Source organism: Meiothermus sp., from assembly GCF_026004115.1.
GTDB lineage: Bacteria > Deinococcota > Deinococci > Deinococcales > Thermaceae > Meiothermus.
Window position 1 is genome coordinate 74,095 of the sequence record NZ_BPIM01000001.1, and the last position, 19,162, is coordinate 93,256.

A 19,162-nucleotide genomic window follows, 5' to 3' on the forward strand; every position below is an offset into this window, starting at 1 on the left:
CAGATAGGCGCGCAATCGAAACCTACCTTGACACCCATCGCATCAAGCTTATTTGAAGGGAATAAAGCCTACACGGGGGTCGCGACACCCCACATGGTTTATTCCGCCATTTGCTACCTTAGCCTAACCCACCCCCGCAATCTTGAGGAGGGTGCGTGATTGGAGTAGATTGGCTGCGCAGAGGTTGAGGTTCACGCAGCTGAGGAAGGCCCAGTAGCTCTTGCGCTCCAGGCGGTCTAAGTGCCTATGCATTAAGCTATCCACATGCCGGCCCCTCTTCGCATCCACTTGACCCCAGAGGAGGACGCCCAGCTCCGGGAGCTGGAGACCAACCCCGTGGTCCCCTTCAAGGTTCGGCGCCGCGCTCAGGCGGTGCGGCTGGCCGCCCAGGGGTGGACCGCCCCCCGGATCGCCTGCCACCTGGGCCTGGACCGCTCCACCCTTCACCGCGATCTCCGGCGGTGGCTGGAAAAGGGAATAGAGGGCCTTGAGGACGGCAAGTCCCCCGGGGCCAGTCCCCGCTGGATCCCCGCCATGAGCGCCTTCCTGCGAGAGCTTTTGCAGGGGAAGGAAGCCTGGATGCGTAATTCAGCTCCAAGCGAGCCAGGATTTCAAAGCCATCCGAGCCGCGATTTCAGGTGATCCCGAGTCAAGATTTCAGGGTCGAGCCAGCCGGGTAAGCTAACGCCGCGAGAAACGTCATATGGTGTGAACCTCTACGGAGGGATTCATGCCAGGAAAGCGAGTCTCGATGCGGAAAATACGGGAGGTACTAAGGCTGAAGTGGGGGCTTGGGGTCGAGGAGCGCGACATCGCGCTCAGCGTCCGGCTGAGTAGAAGCACCATCTGGGAGTACGTGCGGCGGGCCAAGGAAGCGGGCCTGAGCTGGCCGTTGCCCCAGGATTTGGACGATGTGTCGCTCGAAGCCAGGCTGTTCAAGTCCAGCCTGGGGCGGGGTGTGGAGCGTCCCGAACCCGACTGGTCGCACATCCACCAGGAGCGCAAGCGTCCCGGTGTGACGCTGCTGAAGCTGTGGCAAGAATATGCTGCCGCCCAGCCCGAGGGAACCGCCTACGGGTACGTGACCTTCACCACGAAGTACCGCGATTGGCGCGGGAGCTTGGACGCGACCATGCGCCTGGATCACAAGGCGGGCGACAAGCTGTTCGTGGATTACGCTGGTCAAACGCTGGGCATCACCGACCCTGCCACGGGCGAGGTGCGGCAAGCCCAGGTCTTCGTGGCTACACTGGCTGCCAGCAGTTACACCTATGTCGAGGTCACCGAGAGCCAGGGCATAGCCGATAGCCGGCACGCTCGTCACCGCCGGCATCCTGTACCTCAGCTGGCGGGCCCTTGCCCGCCTGGTAAATTAAGTCACAGTGCTCCCCGACCCCTCGACCTCGATAGTCGAGGGGTCATCCATTTGGAGCCCCCGCAAGGCCAGCCAGGCCGCCTGCAGTTCGGCCTCCCCCGGCTCGGCCAGCGAGTAGCGCTGGAAGCGGTAGGCCAGCGCCAGCAGCCTGCGAGAGAGCGGGTGTTCGGGATTGCGGTTCATCCAGCGGAAGAGCGGCAGGACCGGCAGCAGGGTCAGGGGATGAAGCCACCAGGGCAAAAATAGCAGCAGCGGGGAGAGCGGCAGGTAGAGCAGCAGCCACAAGGCGGCCAGGTTGCTCCCGCAGGCCGGGTGCAAGAGCGGCTGCCGCCGGATTCCTTCCCGGCTGACCTCGCCCCGCTCGAAGGCCCAGATCGTCTTGTGCTCGGCCCCGTGGTAGCGGGCCATGCGCCCTAAAGCCTGGCGGAAGGGGGGGTAGAAGTAGTACAGGCCCAGCCACATCAACGCCAGCAGGGCGGTGCCCAAGAGCGACATCTGCCACAGGGGCAGCGACGTCCCCGCGCGTATGTACGCTCCCAAAGGAAGTCCTATGACAGTCCCCGCCAGCGCCCCCGCCAGCGCGTAGCGCATCTCGTCCTGCGCCGGGTAGGTCTTGTACAGGGCCCTGTAGCTTTCAAAAAGCAGCGTCCACAGGCCCAGGAAGCCCTTTGTGGGGCCCTTGAGCTCGCGGGTGTAAAGCTGCAAACTTCCGCTTTGGTCGTAGTAGCCCAGGGCCACCTGCTTGCGGCTCAACAGCACCACCCCGTGGGGCAGGGCCATGCCGCCGATGAGTTCATTGGCGTTCATGCCCTGATGTTACAGGGAAAAAAGCCGCCCGCCGGGCCAGATGAGAACTTCATTCCTTGAGGCTCAGCACGCTGGCGACCCCGGTGCGCCGGGCCACCTCCTGGGGGGAGAGGCCCTGCTGCAAGTACCGCCGCACCGCCCGCCAGCGCAGCGCCCCGGTGGGGCGCGGGTGGTCCAGCCCGCTCATCTCCAGGGCCCGCACCAGCAGCCCGTCCAGGGTGTCGCGGTTGAGGGGTCGGCCCAGCCCGCCTTTTTTGGGGGTCATGCGCAGGAAGAGGTAGGGGGAGGGCAGCGGGGCCAGGCTGGCCACGCTCTCGCGGTCTTCCAGATACTCCAGCAAGGCCTCCGTCGCTTCTTTGGAAAGCGGCACGCTGCGGGCTTTCTGCCCCCGTACCCGCAAGACCCGCGCGGCGGGCTGGAAGTCCTCCAGGCGCAGGGCAAAGAGTTCTTTGGGCCAGACCCCGGCCTCGCCCAGCAGGTACAGCACCGCCACCCCCAGCCGCCGCAGCCGCCCTTCGGGGTGACTCTTTCACGGATGATGCGCGCAAGGCCAGAACACCCCCGGGCGCCCTGGGCCATGCCAGCCCCTCTCTCTCTAGAAACGTAGGTCGTTGAGTTTCCAGTAAGCCGGGGTACCCTTCAGCTTCTCGTTCTTCTGGATCAGGTCCCAGGCGGTGCGCCCGGCCAGGGTCCGGGCCTTGGGGTCGGCCCCCATCTCGAGCAGGGCCAGCACCGCCCCGGGATTGTCGCCCAAAGACGCCGCCCAGTGCAGCGGCGTCCAGCCGTCCTTGTCTCGGGCATTAACACCGGCCCCCAGTCGAACCAGGGTGGCGATGGTCTCGGGATTGGGGTTGTGAGTCGCTGTCACGTGCAGCGGCGTCCTACCGTCCTTGTCCCGGGCATTAACATCGGCCCCCAGTCGAACCAGGGTGGCGATGGCCTCGGGGTTGGGGTTGAAGGCCGCCGCCCCGTGCAGCGGCGTCCAGCCGACCGTGTTCCGGGCATTAACATCGGCCCCCAGTCGAACCAGGATGGCGATGGCCTCGGGGTTGGGGTTGAGGAGAGCCGCCACGTACAGCGGCGTCGAGCCGGTCGTGGCCCGGGCGTTGACATCGGCCCCCAGCCGAACCAGGGTGGCGATGGCCTCGGGATTGTTGCTGAGAGCCGCCGCCCTGTGCAGCGGCGTCACGCCGTTCGTGTCCCGGGCGTCCACCTTCGCGCCCTGCTGCACCGCGCGCTCCACGTCGGCGGGGGTAGCGATCCGCCAGAACTCGGGGTCCAGTAGAGGGTTGGCCAGTGCGAGGCTGGCGCAAAGGGCCAGCAGGCCGGTTAGCAGGGCAGTCGGTTTTGTGCGCATAGCTCCATTCTGACATCTCCGCAGTCGGGACACGAGGGGGCAGCGGTCTGCGGGCTGCACCGATGGCGGGTCTACCCGCTCAGGGCCTCATGGTAGCAGAAGCAGGCCCGCTCCTCATCGAGGTGGCCCAGGAGCAGCAGCGAGAGCATCAGCGGTCCGATGCCGAGCACCTCGGAAGAAAAAACGGAGCGGTGCCTGCCGACCCCTGGTTCGTCTATGCGGTTCCACCGATCAGCCGCTCACTGCCACAAGCCGCTTCTCGAGACCGTCCACACACTCGATCAGGTCTTGGGCGACGAGAGCTTAGATCTCATCATAACCTCGCCACCCTTCGGCCTGGTGCGGAAAAAGAACTACGTTGACATTCCCGGCGGGCAGCCGGGTGAGCCTTGCGGCTCTCCCAGCCCCCTCAGAACCGTGCGTGCGACTTTCACCACACACGGCTCAGGCCCTCAAGCTTTTGTACCTAACTCTCTGATGGCGCGCGAGATGACATCGGCGATGCACCAACATCCGGTTGTCCAACGTATTCTGTCCCCCAGTGTGACGAAGAAATGTACAATCCTGAGCAGTGGACACACTGGAGTTGTTACGTATCAACCTGCTCTCCCCTGCCGTGCTGGCCTTTGCCCTGGGCATCACGGCCACCCTGGTCAAGTCCGACCTCAAAATTCCCGATGCGCTCTACACCACTCTATCCATTTATTTACTTTTAGCCATCGGCCTTAAGGGTGGTTCTGCACTTTCCACCACACCCTTTGCTGAGCTGTGGAAGCCAGCTCTGGCTACATTAATCCTGAGCGTGCTCACGCCCCTGCTTTCCTACGTTGCATTACGTCGGCTGGGGCGCTTTGATGTAGTAAACGCTGCTGCCATCGCGGCCCACTACGGCTCGGTCTCGGCCGTAACCTTCATTGCTGCCACTGCATTCATGCAGGCAGCGCAGCAGCCCGTAGAGGGCTTTTTGCCCACCCTGGTGGCTATTCTGGAAGTCCCGGCCATCGTGATTGCGCTGCTAATCGCCCGGCGTAGCCTGGGCGAAGGCTCCCTGGGCGAGGCCTTACGCGAGATTTTTGCCGGAAAGAGCGTTTTGCTGCTGGTAGGCGGATCGCTGATGGGCTTTTTGGCTGGGCCAGAGGGCCTCAAGCAGATTGCTCCGGTGTTCGTGGATCCCTTCCGGGGGGTGCTGGTATTGTTCTTGCTCGAGCTCGGCATGGTAGCCGCCAAGCGCTTTCGCGATCTGCGCACGGTAGGGGTTTTTTTAATTGGCTTTGGCGTTGTGATGCCGCTCATACAGGGGGCCCTGGGTGTGTGGCTGGGCAGCCTGGCCGGCATGTCGGTGGGGGGGGCTATGGTGCTGGGCACCATGGCTGCCAGTGCTTCGTACATTGCCGCTCCAGCCGCCGTGCGCATTGCCCTGCCGCAGGCCAATCCCAGCTACTACCTCACCGCCTCGCTGGGCATCACCTTTCCCTTCAATCTGACCCTGGGAATCCCTATCTATTTTGCGCTTTCCCGCTGGCTGCACGGAGGTAGCTAATGGCTTTGGTCTCGCTCAAGCTGGTCACCATCATTGCAGAAGGCTTTCTGGAAGAGAAACTCGTTCGGGAGGTCAAGAAGCTTGGGGCCAAGGGCTATACCATTACACCCGCCCGGGGCGAGGGCAGCCGGGGGGTGCGGGCCAGCGAGTGGGAGGGAAATAACATTCGTCTGGAAACAATTGTGAGCCCTTCTGTGGCGGAAAAAATCCTCAATCGGCTGGCGGAGGTCTACTTTGCCAACTACGCCGTAGTTGCTTTTGTCGAAAATGTAGAGGTGGTGCGAGGCGATAAATACACGTAGCCTCCCTTCATCACCATTTTTAGGTAATGTTCGGGTTGGGTGAGCACTCGGATGTCCTCGAGCGGGTTTCCCTCCACTGCAATTAGGTCGGCGTGGGCGCCGGGGGCTACTACCCCTAGCTTGCCCTCGGCCCGCAACAGCCGGGCTGCGTACAGGGTGGCGGCCCGAATGACCTCGAGGTTCGGCTGTACCTGCGCGCGAAGGGTGAACTCCTCGAGCTGGCGCCGGTGCATGGCCCCCAGCAGATCGGTTCCATAGGCCAGGTTCACGCCAGCCTTACAGGCCATCTCCAGTGCGGCCAGACCCTTGTCCAGCACCAGGTAAATTTTGTGCTCCACCTCCTTGGGCAGGCCCGCCGCAACCCCTTCCTGGGCCAGGGCCTGGTAGGTCACCAGGGTGGGCACCATCCAGGCCTTGTGCTTCAAGAACAGCTGCAAACTGCTTTCGTCAATCAGGTTGCAATGCTCGAGGCTGCGCACGCCGCACTCCAGAGCGCGATTGACGGCTCGAGCCGTGTAGGTGTGGGCCATCACGTAAAGGTCGGCCATCTCGGCTTCCTCCACGGCGGCCCGGATTTCTTCTCGAGAAAACTGGTCGTTGGTCAGGCGGTCAGTCGGCGAGGCAATGCCACCCCCCAGCATGAGTTTGATATGGTCGGCGCCCCGGCGAATCTCCTCGCGGGCCGCCCGTCGCACCTCGGGTACCCCATCCACCACCGTGCCAAAGGCCACCGGGGTGCTGACCGTCTCCAGCACCCGCTCACCCGCCGCCCGGCTATCGGCATGGCCCCCGGTTGGGCTCAGGGCCCGTCCGCAGATGAACAGACGAGGCCCAACCAAAAGCCCTTCTTCCACTGCCCGCTTGAGGCCAAAGTCGGCCCCGGCAGCGTCGCGCACCGTGGTAAATCCGCGCAGCAGCATCTCGCGCAGGATCTCGGCGGCCCGCAGCGCGTTGTAGTGCGGCGAAGCGTTGTAAAGCTCGCGCAGATTGGCCGTCCAGGCCAGCACGTGCACGTGGGCGTCGATCAGGCCCGGCAGCAGGGTTAGGCCACTCAGGTCGAGTACCCTCACCCCGGCTGCCCTGGCCTCGGGCGCTTCGGCTTGCATGGGCTCGAGGCGCTCAATCCGGCCATTTTGAACCACCACCCGCCGATGGGGTAAAAGTGAACCGCTTTGGACATCCAGCACGGTGGCATTTTGCAGTAGGGTTATCGAAGACACAGGAAAGTCTATCATCCTTGCCTGCAACCAGTTTTTGTGCAAAATTTCCCATGAAATAGGGCTTAAAGTCACTCAAATACCTCAGCAAAATCCGATAGGATAGTGGCGCAGACCCAGTGCTGGCCTGATGGAGTTTAAAAGCACTAGGAGGTTTCATGAACGTTCTGGAACGACAGCAAGAGGCAGGCTACGCTACAAGCTCCCCGGTTATAAACAACTTCTCCCTGGTCGTAGCCACTGCCAACGGCACCGGAAGCCAGACCGCTAACCTCACGCTGTTGCGGTCTTTTTTTAAGATGGGCATACCCGTACACGGCAAGAACATATTTCCCTCGAACATTCAGGGGCTTCCTACCTGGTACCACATCCGGGTGAGCCACGAAGGCTACATTGCCCGCAAGCCCTCCGAAATTCTGGTGGCCTTCAACCCGGCCACGGCCGCCGAAGACGTACAGGAGCTTCCTGCGGGCGGAGTCTGCATCTACAGTGCCGATCTTAAGAACCTGCCCAGGCGAGAGGATCTGATCTACTACCCCGTTCCGGTGAGCGAGCTCATTGCCGGAATTGAAGTTCCGGTTAAGCGGAAACCTTACATCGCCAACATGGCCTACGTGGGGGTGGTGGCCTGGATGCTGGGGGTGCCGCTTCAGGTTGTAGAAGAAGCCCTGGGCGCCCAGTTTGATTATCGCCAGAAGCTCATTGAAAGCAACATGGAGGTGGTGCGGCGGGCCCACGCCTGGGCCACCGAGCACCTGCATAAACAAGACCCCTACCGCCTCGAGCCCATGAACAAAACCCAAGGGCTCATCATCATGACCGGCAACGAGGCCGGCGCGCTGGGGGCGGTGTTTGGCGGGGTGAGCGTGGCGGCCTGGTATCCCATTACGCCCTCTACCAGCTTTATGGATGCCCTGCGCGAGTTTTTACCCAAACTGCGCAAGGATGAAAACGGTAAACCCACCTATACGGTCATCCAAGCCGAGGATGAGCTGGCCGCCGCCGGCATCGTCATGGGCGCAGGCTGGGCCGGTGCCCGGGCCCTCACCTCCACCAGCGGCCCCGGCATCAGCCTAATGGCCGAGTTCGTCAGCTACGGCTACTTCACCGAGATTCCCGCCGCGATCTGGGACATTCAACGGGTAGGCCCCAGTACCGGCCTACCCACCCGCACCAGCCAGGGCGATGTTTCTTTTGCCTACACCCTGGGCCACGGCGACACCAAGCACCCGGTTCTGCTGCCCTCCTCGATAGAGGAGTGCTTCGAGTTTGGCTGGAAGTCGCTGGACCTGGCCGAACAACTGCAAACGCCGGTGTTTGTGCTCTCGGATCTCGATCTGGGCATGAACAACTGGATGGGCCAGCCTTTCGACTACCCCGACCGGCCTCTGCAACGTGGCAAGGTCTTGAGCGCGGAGCAGCTCGAGGCCCTGGGCGGTTTTGCCCGCTACAAAGACATGGACGGCGACGGCATCCCTTACCGTACCCTGCCGGGAACACCCCATCCCCTGGCTGCCTACTTTACCCGCGGCAGCGGCCACAACGAACAGGCCCAGTACAGCGAGCGCGCGGACGACTGGGAGGGCAACATGGCCCGCCTGGCCCGCAAGTTCGAGACAGCCCGCAGCCTGGTGCCCGCTCCGGTCACTCTACACAACCCCTCCGCCAGGGTAGGTATCATCGCCTACGGCACCACCCGCTATGCCATCGAGGAGGCCCGCGACCGCCTGGCCCCGCAGCTTCCTACCAGCTTTTTGCGCCTGCGCGCCCTGCCCATCAACCAGGAGGTGCGCGATTTCGTGGCTGCGCACGAGCGGGTGTACGTCATCGAACTGAACCGCGACGGACAGATGCATGGCATTTTGCAAACCGAGATGCCCGAATACGCCGCCCGGCTTCGCTCCATCGCACACCTCGACGGCCTGCCCCTGACGGCACAGTGGGTGCAGGAGCGCTTGCTCAAAGAAGAAGCCACCCTATAAGCAGCTACCCTGGCCTTACAAAGGATGCTCTCATGGAAAACCCCAATCCTGCCCCTTCCGAGCGAGCCCCCATCAAGCTCAATATGGTGGGCCTCAGTAAAAAAGACTACGATGGTACGCCCAGCACCCTGTGCAAGGGCTGCGGGCACAACAGCATTGCCAGCCAGATTGTGCAGGTAGGCTTCGAGCTCAACCTGCGGCCTCAAGAGATTATCAAGCTTTCGGGCATTGGCTGCTCGTCCAAATCGCCGGCTTACTTTTTGGGTATGTCCCACGGCTTTAATGCCTTGCACGGACGCATGCCCAGTGTGGCCACCGGGGCCCTGCTGGCCAACCACACCCTGAAGGCCATTGGGGTCTCGGGTGACGGCGACACCGGTAGCATTGGGATGGGCCAGTTTAAGCACCTGATGCGCCGCAACGTGCGGATGGTTTATATCGTGGAGAACAACGGCGTGTATGGCCTGACCAAGGGCCAGTTTTCGGCCACGGCTGAGGAGGGTCTACAACTCAAATACGCCGGTCAAAACGAGTTTCCCCCTATAGACCTCTGTATGGAGGCCATTATCGCCGGGTGTGGCTTTGTGGCCCGCAGCTTTGCCGGCGACGCCAAACAGGTGCGCGAGCTGCTCAAGGCCGCCCTCTCCCACCGGGGTACGGCCCTGCTCGACATCATCAGCCCGTGCGTGGCCTTCAACAACGAGGACGATAGCCCCAAAAGCTACGGCTATGGCACCAAGCACGAACAGCCCCTGCACGAGCTGGGCTTCATCCCCTACGCCGAGGAAATTAGCATCGAGCCCATGCAGCCTGGTGAGTTCCGCACCGTGCGCTTGCACGACGGCTCCCTGATCAGCCTGCGGAACCTGGACAATGACCATGACCCCACCGACAAGATGGCAGCCCTGCAGCGTCTGCATCGGGCCCAGGAAACCGGCGAGTTCATCACCGGCCTGATTTACTACAACCCCGACCGGCCCAGCCTGGCCGAGGTAGAAGAACTAAACACCCCGCTGGCCCAGCTATCCCCGGAACAGCTCCGGCCCGGCAGGGAGAAACTCGAGCAGTTCCTGCAAGCCTACCGCTGATTCCGAACGTGTTGGGCGGTTCGGGTTGCCCCGCACCCTTAGTGTAAGCCGCCTCTCTTCAGAGCAGGTAGAAAGCTGGGTTCATCGGATCCATCACACAGACCTCCTGAAAACCCTACAGCCAACCCTGCAAGCGGTATTTCAACAGGCCCAGATACTCCCGTGTGAGGGGGGTCAGGGCTTGCAATCGGTCGGCAGGTGCGGTAAGGGCCCGGTCGAAGCGGGGCTCGCTCGAGGTCACGCTCACTACGTCCAAGCCCAGCTTGCGAAAGGCCCCGGCGGCCCGGCGGCTGTGTGCTGGGGTGGTCACCAGCAAGACCCGTTCCCAGCCCCGTTCCCTGACCACCCCGGCTACCGCCAGGGCCTCGGTACGGGTGGTTCGCATCTGCGGCAGGAGGACAATTTCTGGGCCTTTAGCACCATAAAGTGCCTGTACTCGCGCCCGGGCCTCGAGGCCCAGCGAAGGGCAGCGGGCATCGCCAAAAATCTCGCCCACGGTGTCGGAGAGGGAAATGCGGGGGGCAAAGCCGGCCCGCCACAGCTCCAGGCCCTTCTCCAGGCGGGCCAGCGAGGAGGCCTCGAGCTCCCCCGCCCCACAGTGCATCCCACCCCCCAACACCACAATCAGGTCGGCTTTTTGCGGCACTTCGTCAACAACCAGCCCATTCATTAGGACCCGGGTGAGCGGGGTAAAGACCACAGCGGCAATGAGCAAGGCACAAAACCCGCTTCCCAGCAGCAAAACCCGAAAGGTAGGGCCGAATAAGCCCATAAGTGTGCCCCCCAGCCAGACGCCCAGCAGCGCCCCCAGCCCGAGCTCAGGGTTGATGACAAGCCCCAGGGGCAACAACAGCAGGCTCAAGCCCGCCGCCATGAGCAGTTGTACGCGTTGCTTCAGCATCCCCCCAATCTTACGAAACGTCTTTGGCGCTCAGTCTGCTATTTCATAACGCTTTTTCAACACAAGCTGCGTGATACGATATATTTATGGCCGTTCTGACCACCGATCAAAAAATGGTACTGGACATGGTGCGGGCCGTTTCACGCGAGGTGTTGTGGGAGATGGCCCCCGAATACGATCGCTCGGGGCAGTACCCCTGGCCCCAGCTGCAAAAGCTGGGCGAGCTGGGCTTGCTGGGCATGACCACCCCCGAAGCCTGGGGCGGGGCCGGGCTCGACTCGGTCACCTGGGCCCTGGCCATGGAAGAAATTGCTGCTGCCGACCCCAGCGTGGCGGTCATTCTTTCCGTAACTTCGGGCCTGCCGCAGTATATGCTGAACAAGTTTGGCACCGAGGCCCAGAAAAAGAAGTACCTGGTGCCGCTGGCCAAAGGCGAATGGATTGGGGCCTTCTCGCTCACCGAGCCCCACGCCGGTTCCGACCCGGCCTCTCTGAAGGCTTCGGCCCGCAAGGTGCAGGGTGGCTGGCAACTGGACGGCCTGAAAAGCTGGGTCACCTCGGGGGGCCAGGCCCAGGTCTATGTGGTGATGGCGCGGGGCGAGGCCGGGATTAGCTGCTTTATTGTGGAAAAGGACACCCCCGGCCTTAGCTTTGGCAGCCCCGAGGACAAGATGGGCCTGCATGCCGCGCATACCTGCGAGTTACGCCTCGAGGAGGTCTTTGTACCGGATGAAAACCTGTTGGGACAGGAAGGCCGGGGGCTGGCCCAGGCCCTGGCCGGGCTGGATGCCGGGCGCATTGGAATTGCCGCCCAGGCGGTGGGGATGGCCCGCGCAGCCTTTGAGATAGCCAAACAGTACGCCGACGAGCGCACCCAGTTCGGCCAGAGGATCCGGGCGTTTCAGGGTGTTGGCTTCAAGCTGGCCGAGATGCACACCCGCATTGCCGCCGCGCGGGCGCTGGTGCTGGAAGCCGCCGCCAGGAAAGACCGGGGTGAAAAGTTTACCCTCGAGGCCTCTACCGCCAAGCTTTTTTCCTCGGACATGGCGGTCAGCGTGACCCGCGACGCCGTGCAGGTTCTGGGCGGCTATGGCTACCACCGCGAATACCGGGTTGAACGCTATTACCGCGACGCCAAAATAACAGAAATTTACGAGGGCACCAGCGAGATTCAAAAGCTGGTTATTGCACGCGAGCTGTACCGGTAAACCCATCCCGTTGCAGCCCTGGGAACTTTAGCCGTAGGCTTTGAGCCGATGAACGTCCTGATTATCTATGCCCACCCCAACCCCAACTCCTTCAACGCCGCCCTGCGCGACCTGGCGGTGCGGGCCTTGAGCCAGGCTGGGCACAGCATTCTTCTCTCCGACCTGTACACCATGCGCTTTAACCCGGTGCTCAGCGCGCAGGAGTTACAGGGTGACCTGCGCGATATTCAGCCCGAAATCGAGAAGGTGCGCCGGGCCGACCTGCTCTTGTTTCAGTTTCCCGACTGGTGGTACGGAATGCCCGCCATCATGAAGGGCTGGATAGACCGGGTGTTTGCCTATGGCTTTGCCTACGACGACGCGCACTCCTTCGACAACGGACTGCTGCAGGGCAAAAAAGCCATGCTGAGCCTTACTGTGGGGGCCCGCGAGGATTATTTCCGCTCTGCGCCCCAGCGCGACCTGCTGCGGGTGCTCGAGCCCATCCACTACGGTATTTTTGCCTATTGCGGAATGGAGGTGCTGCCCCCGTTTATTGCCTATGGGCCGGGCGAAATGAGCGAGGCCGAGCGCAAAGCGACCCTCGAGGCCTTCCGGGAGCACCTGCAAAAACTACCCGAACTCAAACCCCTGTGCTTCAGCTAAGCTTCAGCCCGGGAGACTAGACTCTGGTCATGCACCGCCGCACCGTTCTTAAGGGCCTCGCCACTTTGCTAATCAGTACCCGTGGCTTTGCACAGACCGCGCCCAATCCATCCAACCCCGCCTACCACAAGCTGGCCGCCAACTACTCGGCCCAAAACCGGGGCATTGCCCTCCTGGTGATGGTGAATGGCCAGATTGTGTTCGAGGACTACCCGAACCAAGGCAGCCCCACCCGCGCCCACGAGCTGGCCAGCGGCACCAAGAGCTTTTGCGGGGTGATGGCTGTGGCAGCCGCGCAGGACGGGCTGCTCTCGCTGGACGAGCCCGTAGCCCAAACCCTGACCGAGTGGCAGGGCGACCCCTTGCGTTCACAAATCACCCTGAGCCAGCTCTTGCACCTGACCAGCGGCATTCCCGGTGGCACCCTGGCCCGCCCCCCCACCTACCAGGCCGCCATCCAGACGCCTGCCGAGGCTATGCCGGACACCCGCTTTTCCTATGGCCCTATTCCCTTTCAGATTTTTGGCGAGGTGATGCGGCGCAAACTGGGGGGCGACCCCTTGCTGTACCTGGAGCGCCGCCTCTTCGGGCCGATTGGTCTGGAGTACGCCTTCTGGCGCCGGGGATCCGACGGCAACCCCCACCTGCCTTCGGGGGCCTTCCTGACCGCCCGCAACTGGGCCCGGTTTGGGGAGCTGGTGCGAAACGAAGGGGTCTGGCAGGGGCGGCGTGTTGTGGACGCCACCCTACTGGAAAAGTGCTTCGAGCCCTCGAGGGTCAACCCCATCTATGGCCTGACCTGGTGGCTGGGCCGCCCCATTAGCCCCGCACAGCAGGCCGCCATCGGGCGGGTGGGGCAGGACATAGGCCAACTGGCGGGTTCCCCCGGTCTGCCCGACGACCTGGCGGTTGCGGCAGGGGCCGGCGACCAACGGCTGTACATCAGCCGCAAACTGGGGCTGGTGGTGGTACGCCAGGCCGAGGGCATTGCAGAAAGCCTGGCGGGGCGCAGAACGGGCTTTTCCGATGCTGCTTTCCTGCGCTTGTTGCTCAGCGGCCAGCCATGAATGGCCATGCGATAAACTGCCAGCGTGACGCAAGGTGAAGTGCGTGAGATGGTCTGGAGCGCCCTGGCGCAGCACCGGGCCGCCACCTACCCCACCCCGCCCCACGGACACCACCCCAATTTTGTGGGGGCCAGCCGGGCTGCTGAACGCCTGATGAGCCTGAAGCTGTGGCAGCTGGCTACGGTGGTGCTGGCCGGCCCCGACCAGGTGCTTAAACCCCTGCGCGAGGCCGCCCTGAAGTCTGGAAAAATCGTTCTGATGCCGCACCCAGACAAAGCCGGGAAGTACCTGAGCCTCGAGGGCCTAAAGCCCCACCAGCTCAAGCGGGTGCGGGAAATCGCCCAACTGGGCAAACCCATAGATCTCAGTCAGACCGCGATTGACCTGGTGCTGATAGGCAGTGTAGCGGTGGACGAGCAACGCAACTGGATCGGTAAGGGCTATGGCTTTCCCTACAAGGGTCTGCAAGTGGCCGCCCCCTGGGCCACCCTGGCCCATACCCTGATGGTGTTTGAGCACCTCCCCTGCCCACCTGAGCGCACCGTAGACCTGATTGCCACCCCCCATCAGGTGATGGGCGTTTGATAGCGAAGCCCCCTTCCTTCTCCCCAAACGGTAGCGGGCGGTGACACCCCGACAGCAGTACAGGAGAATAGGACCGGAGACGTTATTAGCTGCGTCTGGGGTGTCGCCGGATGAGGGAGCTTGCGACGACCCTCAAAGCTATTAGACCATAGACCATCAGCTATCTGCTAAGCCCCATATGGCCGCCGGGGCCAGCTCGACCAGGTTGCCGGCGGGGTCGTAGACGTACAGGCTCCGGCCTGCCTTCCACTCAGCCCAGGTAATAGCGTAACCGTGGGCCTCGAGCCGCGCCGCCCAGCCAGGCAGTTCCTCAGCAGGCACCCTGAAGCACACGTGCACGCTGCCCTGCGCACCATGCGGCGGCAAAAGGGTTTCTTGATGGGTGGCTTGGGGGTTGAACACCAGAAAGACCCCCGACCCTGCGCGAAAGAACAAATGCCGCCCCGGCTGCTCGGCAAAGAGCTCCAGGCCCAGGAGCCCCTGGTAGAAGCGCTTAGCTGCTTCCAGGTCGGGTGCGTAAAGGCAGGTCTCGAGCACCCCCCCAATCTTCATCTGAACCTCCGCTAGATCCGGCGGTTGGCCTCGGCCAGCGCCCGCAACCCGGCGGCCAGGCCGGGCTCGAGGTCACCCTCAGCATAGCGCCACGACCAGTTGCCCCCCAGCCTGCCGGGAAAGTTCATGCGGGCCTCGGGGCCCAGACCCAACACGTCTTGCAGGGGTGCTACCGCCAGGTTGGCCGGGCTCTTGAAGGCCAGCTCGATCAAGGCGCCCGCTACTTCGTATTCCGACAGGCAACGGATATCGTAGCGGGCCAGGTAGTCGCGCATGAAGGCCCGTTCGGCCTCAGGCGCGGTGCGGAACCAGCCCAGGCTGGTGTCGTTATCGTGGGTGCCGCTGTACACAATCACGTTGCCATGCGGGGGGTAGTTGTGCGGCAAGAAAACGTTTGTATCGTCAGAAAAGGCGAACTGGAGAATCTTCATGCCGGGAAAGCCAAACCCATCGCGCAGGGCTTCTACCTCGGGCGTGATGACCCCCAGATCCTCGGCTATAATCGGCGCATCTCCCAACGCAGCTCGCACCGCCTTGAAAAGTTTTTCACCCGGCGCCTTGACCCAGCGGCCCTTGATGGCGTTGGGCATACCGAAAGGAATTTCCCAGTAGGCTTCAAAGCCCCGAAAGTGGTCTATGCGTACCAAGTGGCACTGCTTGAGCGACTGCTGGATGCGGGAAATCCACCAGGCAAAGTTCTCTTCCTCCATCACATCCCAGCGGTACAGGGGGTTGCCCCAGAGCTGGCCGGTTTCGGAAAAGTAGTCGGGTGGAACACCCGCCACCACAGTGGGGATGCCATCGGCATCGAGGTAAAAGTACTGCGGGTGGGCCCACACGTCGGAGGAGTCGAAGGCCACAAAGATGGGCATGTCCCCAATAATCCGAATGCCTTTAGACTCGGCATAGGCCTTGGTCTTACCCCACTCGGTGTAAAACAACCACTGAATCCACTCATGCAGGGCCACCTCGTAGGCCAGCTCTTCGCGGGCTTTGACCAGGGCTGCCGGTTTGCGGTCGCGTAGCTCGGAGCTCCACTCGTTCCAGGGCTTGCCGCCAAAGCGTGTCTTGAGCGCCATGAACAGGGCAAAGTCTTCCAGCCAGACCTGTTCGGCCTGGATAAAAGCCTCTAGAAGCGCTTTGTCCTGCGCAGAACCCCGGGCCTGAAACCCGGTGAAGGCCCGCCGCAGGAGGGGCCAGCGGGTCTCGTAAAGCCAGCCGTAATTCACACTATCGGCCGGGTATTGCGGGGGTTCCTCGGTTTTTTCCAGCCAGCCTTTTTCTATGAGCATTTCCGGGTCTACCAGGTAGGGGTTTCCGGCAAAGGCCGAGAAGGACTGGTAGGGCGAGTCGCCGTAGCTGGTAGGGCCCAGCGGCAACACCTGCCACCACTTAGCGCCAGTGGAGGCCAGCCAGTCCAAAAACCGCTCTGCCTCCCGGCCCAAAGCCCCCATCCCCCACCGGCCCGGAAAGCTGGTAGGGTGAAGCAGAATCCCGAACGAACGCTTAATTTGCATAATAGGGCTAGTCTATCCCACCTGGGTACAGGATGGAAGCGCTTCTATAGCGGAAGATACCCGATGCCCTACTTCCCCAGAAAGCGCACCCCGCTATCAGACTCCAGACTCGACCAACCCTTACGCCCTGGGCGCTGAGATTTACTACCACGCCGCCGAGGTTACCTGTGGCTTCGGGTTGGTCTTTCGAAAAAGGCTAGGTGCACCAGTAACTTATTTTTTGCGGTACGTTTTGAAGCCCATTGATTGCGCAAAATCGCGATGTGCGGCTTATTGAAGGAGACCGTAGTGCATACCGAGTTCTTGCTTGACAGCCCACTAGGCTTGTCTGAGCTTTCGCCTAGTCGGCAGCCGCGCGCACCACGCCCAGTGCTTCATCGACCAGGGCCAGCCCCTCTTCGATCACGTCCAGACCGTATTTGAGCTCCTCGCGGTTGATGACCAGCGGTGGGCAAACCCAGAGCATGTTAAAGCGGCTGAAGGCGTAGATGTGCTTGGACTTGAGGTAGCCTGCTAGCTTCTGCATCTCGGGGGAGGTGCCGTTGAAGGGGGCCAGGGGCTCCTTGGTGGCTTTGTCCTTGACCAGCTCGAGCACGCTAAAAAGCCCGATGTAGCGCACGTCGCCCACACAGGCGTACTTCTTGCGCATGGCCTCGAGCCGCTCCCCCAAGTACTTCCCTTGCTCCTCGGTATTTTCGAACAGGTGTTCTTCCTCGTAAACCGCGAGGTTCGCTACGGCGGCGGCGCACGAGACCGGGTGGCCCGAGTAGGTCAGGCCTCCCCAGAGCATGTGGTCTTCAAAGAAATCGGCAATCGGCTTGGAGACAATCACCGCTCCCAGGGGCATGTAACCGCTGGTGAGGCCTTTGGCACAGGTCACGATGTCGGGCTTGATGCCGTAGTGCTGCGTAGAAAGCCACTTACCGGTGCGCCCGAAGCCGCTCATCACCTCATCGGTAATCAGCAAGATGCCGTATTTGTCGCATAGCGCCCGCAGTTTGGGGTAGTAGTCGTCGGGGGGCACCAGAAGCCCGTTGGAGCCGGTAATGCCTTCGACCATGATGGCCGCGATGGTGTGGGGGCCTTCCATCTGGATGATTTCTTCGATGTGGCTCACGCACTCCCGCTGGCAGCTATCCGGGGTTTTGCCAAAGGGGCAGCGGTAGCAGTAGGGGTCGAAGGCCCGCACGATGCCCGGAATGCCCGGCTCCACCGGCCAGCGCCGGGGGTCGCCCGAAGCGGTCATGGAACCCATGGTAGCGCCGTGGTAGCTGCGGTAGCGGGTGATGATTTTGTCGCGGCCCGTGTAAAGGCGGGCCATCTTCATGGCATTTTCGTTGGCCTCGGATCCACCCAGGCAGAAAAACGACTTGGCCAGGCCCGTCACTTCGGCCAGTTTCTTACCCAGTTGCCCCCGGGGCTCGGTGGCAAAGCTGGGACCCGCAAAGCAGAGTTCGTCCACTTGCTTCTTGATGGCCTCGAGTACCTTGGGGTGCTGGTGCCCCACATTGATGTTGATGAGCTGGCTGCTAAAATCCAGCCACTTGTTACCATCGCCATCCCAGAACCACACGCCCTTGGATCTGGTCATGTGGATGGGGTTCGAGGTGCTCTGCACCGACCATGAAAACAGGGTGTAATCGCGATTCTCCTGGATAACTTCCTTGGATGGGCGTTCCATAAAAGCCTCCCTTCGGGACTTTCCTCCAATGGTAGTAGCCCAAGCAGGGTGTAGCAATGGTCAGAGTGTCAAGTAAGATAAGCATTTCTTAAGTAATGCAAAAAGTTTTTCAATTTTGGAGCTAAATATAACGCTTCAATAGAGCGGTAGCGCAAAGCCAACCTGATGGCTTTTACCAGGTCGTAGGAGGATGACCCAAAACCCGCCTAGCCACGCCGGGTTGGATTGGCGGTGAGTTTGAGTTCAATCTTGAGGGTCTGGCTGCCCCGCCTTATGGTCAGGGTCACGTTGTCACCTACCTCTTTGCTGCGGATATAGCGCTGGAGCTCGGTGACATCGTTGAAAGGTCTACCATCGGCCTCGAGGATTACGTCAAAATCGTAGACTTCCTGGCCATTCTCCCGGCGCACCGCAAAGCCACGCAGGCCCGCTCGTTCGGCAGCCCCACCCCGCAACAGCCCCCGGATCAAAACCCCTTCCTTGGGGATGCGCAGCGTGGTAGCGGTTTCATCATCAATCTGGAAAAGTTGCACTCCAATATAAGGCACATCGCGTTTACGGCCTGTTTTTAGCTGGCCTATCACCTCATCCAGGCCCAGTAAAGGCGACAGGTAGCTCTCAAACACCCCGTTGGGCCGGCCAATCGCCACCACCACCGCAACCACCCGCCCGGCCTGGTTGATTACCGGGCCGCCCGAGTCACCGGGGGCCAGGGGAATGGTGGTAGAGATAGCGATAGAGTTGAAGAAGGGGAAAATGTCACGTTCGACGGTATTAACCAGCCCATAGCGCGGCGCAATAAAGGCCCCCCTCGAGTTCCCAATGGCCAGCAAAGGCTCGCCTACACGTGGACCCTGTCTGGTCTCGAGCGCCAGGAACGGCACCGGGGCATTCACCCGGGCGCGCAAGATGGCAATATCGCGAAACTCGTCATAGCCCACCAATTCTGCGGGGAACGACTCATTTTTAGAGTTCACCACCCGAAAACTCTGCGTATCTTCAATCACGTGATAAGCCGTCATGACCAGCCCATCCGCGCTGATAAAAAAACCGGAACCCGTGCCTTCGGGGATTGTCTCGATGCGTACCGCCCCTGGGAGGGCGCGGGTGTAGACCTGCTCGAGGGCGCTTTGAATTTCAGCGGTTAGGGTTCCGGGCGTCTGTACCGGCTGTGCATGAATCACCGCGGCCAGCGTGCCGAGGTAAGCCACTACCGCGAAAATTATCCAAAAACGCCGCATGGAGGGTCTCCTGTCTGTGCGCTGAAGCGCAGCTATGAAAAATAGAGTAGCCTATCGGCGCATAACTTCGATGTTGGAGTGCACACTTTTTTCTCTC

Annotated in this window: 20 protein-coding genes; 9 read left to right on the forward strand and 11 right to left on the reverse strand. The window is 61.8% G+C overall.

Translation table 11 applies throughout. From position 1 onward, the window contains the following. Positions 1 to 123 precede the first annotated feature (123 nt). Positions 124 to 252, reverse strand: coding sequence for a hypothetical protein (locus tag Q0X23_RS00340; RefSeq protein WP_297858438.1), 129 nt, complete (start codon positions 250 to 252; stop codon positions 124 to 126). 12 nt (positions 253 to 264) lie between these two features. Between Q0X23_RS00340 and Q0X23_RS00345 the strand changes: the two genes are divergently transcribed. Then, the gene (locus Q0X23_RS00345) at positions 265 to 642 is read left to right on the forward strand and encodes a helix-turn-helix domain-containing protein (protein ID WP_297858439.1); all 378 of its coding nucleotides are present in this window, start codon (positions 265 to 267) and stop codon (positions 640 to 642) included. Positions 643 to 1,372: 730 nt separating this feature from the next. Here the strand turns inward: Q0X23_RS00345 and Q0X23_RS00350 are convergent. From Q0X23_RS00350 to Q0X23_RS16120, 4 genes are all read right to left on the reverse strand, one after another. Further along, positions 1,373 to 2,182: a DUF1385 domain-containing protein gene (locus Q0X23_RS00350; protein WP_297858440.1), complete on the reverse strand. Its 810-nt coding sequence runs from the start codon at positions 2,180 to 2,182 to the stop codon at positions 1,373 to 1,375. Between the two features lie 49 nt (positions 2,183 to 2,231). Then, positions 2,232 to 2,669 carry a site-specific integrase gene (locus Q0X23_RS00355; protein ID WP_297858441.1) on the reverse strand — a complete coding sequence of 146 codons (438 nt, stop codon included), beginning with the start codon at positions 2,667 to 2,669 and terminating at the stop codon, positions 2,232 to 2,234. 108 nt (positions 2,670 to 2,777) lie between these two features. Next, positions 2,778 to 3,539, reverse strand: a complete 762-nt coding sequence (locus Q0X23_RS00360; RefSeq protein ID WP_297858442.1) for an ankyrin repeat domain-containing protein — start codon at positions 3,537 to 3,539, stop codon at positions 2,778 to 2,780. Between the two features lie 444 nt (positions 3,540 to 3,983). Beyond that, complete coding sequence (locus Q0X23_RS16120; protein ID WP_374707435.1) at positions 3,984 to 4,178, reverse strand: HNH endonuclease signature motif containing protein; 195 nt, start codon at positions 4,176 to 4,178, stop codon at positions 3,984 to 3,986. Here Q0X23_RS16120 and Q0X23_RS00365 point away from each other — a divergent pair. Then, positions 4,111 to 5,079, forward strand: a complete 969-nt coding sequence (locus Q0X23_RS00365; RefSeq protein ID WP_297858443.1) for a sodium-dependent bicarbonate transport family permease — start codon at positions 4,111 to 4,113, stop codon at positions 5,077 to 5,079. The two genes, Q0X23_RS16120 and Q0X23_RS00365, sit on opposite strands and share 68 nt — an antisense overlap. Then, a complete protein-coding gene (locus Q0X23_RS00370) occupies positions 5,079 to 5,381 on the forward strand; it encodes a P-II family nitrogen regulator (RefSeq protein ID WP_297858444.1) in 303 nt (100 codons plus the stop codon). Before Q0X23_RS00365 ends, Q0X23_RS00370 begins: the two co-directional genes overlap by 1 nt. On the opposite strand, the gene Q0X23_RS00375 is transcribed toward Q0X23_RS00370, so the two are convergent. Continuing rightward, on the reverse strand, positions 5,321 to 6,601 hold the full coding sequence (locus tag Q0X23_RS00375) for an amidohydrolase family protein (RefSeq protein ID WP_297858445.1): 1,281 nt from the start codon (positions 6,599 to 6,601) through the stop codon (positions 5,321 to 5,323). The two genes, Q0X23_RS00370 and Q0X23_RS00375, sit on opposite strands and share 61 nt — an antisense overlap. Before the next feature lie 155 nt (positions 6,602 to 6,756). On the opposite strand from Q0X23_RS00375, the gene Q0X23_RS00380 reads away from it, so the two are divergent. Together Q0X23_RS00380 and Q0X23_RS00385 are read left to right on the forward strand one after the other, a co-directional pair. Continuing rightward, positions 6,757 to 8,580, forward strand: coding sequence for a 2-oxoacid:acceptor oxidoreductase subunit alpha (locus tag Q0X23_RS00380; protein WP_297858446.1), 1,824 nt, complete (start codon positions 6,757 to 6,759; stop codon positions 8,578 to 8,580). Positions 8,581 to 8,612: 32 nt separating this feature from the next. Then, positions 8,613 to 9,668 carry a 2-oxoacid:ferredoxin oxidoreductase subunit beta gene (locus Q0X23_RS00385; protein WP_297858447.1) on the forward strand — a complete coding sequence of 352 codons (1,056 nt, stop codon included), beginning with the start codon at positions 8,613 to 8,615 and terminating at the stop codon, positions 9,666 to 9,668. A 115-nt stretch (positions 9,669 to 9,783) separates the two neighbouring features. Here Q0X23_RS00385 and Q0X23_RS00390 read toward each other — a convergent pair whose 3' ends face one another. Beyond that, positions 9,784 to 10,569 carry a YdcF family protein gene (locus Q0X23_RS00390; protein WP_297858448.1) on the reverse strand — a complete coding sequence of 262 codons (786 nt, stop codon included), beginning with the start codon at positions 10,567 to 10,569 and terminating at the stop codon, positions 9,784 to 9,786. Between the two features lie 86 nt (positions 10,570 to 10,655). Here Q0X23_RS00390 and Q0X23_RS00395 point away from each other — a divergent pair, with 86 nt between their 5' ends. From Q0X23_RS00395 to Q0X23_RS00410, 4 genes are read left to right on the forward strand one after another with little or no spacing between them, the layout of a single operon-like run. After that, a complete protein-coding gene (locus Q0X23_RS00395) occupies positions 10,656 to 11,777 on the forward strand; it encodes an acyl-CoA dehydrogenase family protein (RefSeq protein WP_297858449.1) in 1,122 nt (373 codons plus the stop codon). 48 nt (positions 11,778 to 11,825) lie between these two features. Next, positions 11,826 to 12,422 carry an NAD(P)H-dependent oxidoreductase gene (locus tag Q0X23_RS00400; protein ID WP_297858450.1) on the forward strand — a complete coding sequence of 199 codons (597 nt, stop codon included), beginning with the start codon at positions 11,826 to 11,828 and terminating at the stop codon, positions 12,420 to 12,422. A 29-nt stretch (positions 12,423 to 12,451) separates the two neighbouring features. Further along, on the forward strand, positions 12,452 to 13,489 hold the full coding sequence (locus Q0X23_RS00405; RefSeq protein WP_297858451.1) for a serine hydrolase: 1,038 nt from the start codon (positions 12,452 to 12,454) through the stop codon (positions 13,487 to 13,489). A gap of 24 nt (positions 13,490 to 13,513) precedes the next feature. Beyond that, complete coding sequence (locus Q0X23_RS00410; RefSeq protein WP_297858452.1) at positions 13,514 to 14,074, forward strand: 5-formyltetrahydrofolate cyclo-ligase; 561 nt, start codon at positions 13,514 to 13,516, stop codon at positions 14,072 to 14,074. A 156-nt stretch (positions 14,075 to 14,230) separates the two neighbouring features. Here Q0X23_RS00410 and Q0X23_RS00415 read toward each other — a convergent pair whose 3' ends face one another. From Q0X23_RS00415 to Q0X23_RS00430, 4 genes are all read right to left on the reverse strand, one after another. After that, on the reverse strand, positions 14,231 to 14,626 hold the full coding sequence (locus Q0X23_RS00415; RefSeq protein ID WP_297858453.1) for a VOC family protein: 396 nt from the start codon (positions 14,624 to 14,626) through the stop codon (positions 14,231 to 14,233). 11 nt (positions 14,627 to 14,637) lie between these two features. Continuing rightward, positions 14,638 to 16,143 (reverse strand): 4-alpha-glucanotransferase, encoded by a 1,506-nt coding sequence (gene malQ, locus Q0X23_RS00420; RefSeq protein ID WP_297858454.1) that lies wholly within the window; start codon positions 16,141 to 16,143, stop codon positions 14,638 to 14,640. 340 nt (positions 16,144 to 16,483) lie between these two features. Then, positions 16,484 to 17,824, reverse strand: a complete 1,341-nt coding sequence (locus Q0X23_RS00425) for an aminotransferase class III-fold pyridoxal phosphate-dependent enzyme (RefSeq protein ID WP_297858455.1) — start codon at positions 17,822 to 17,824, stop codon at positions 16,484 to 16,486. A 206-nt stretch (positions 17,825 to 18,030) separates the two neighbouring features. Next, positions 18,031 to 19,065, reverse strand: coding sequence for a S1C family serine protease (locus Q0X23_RS00430; RefSeq protein ID WP_297858456.1), 1,035 nt, complete (start codon positions 19,063 to 19,065; stop codon positions 18,031 to 18,033). Positions 19,066 to 19,162: the final 97 nt, after the last annotated feature.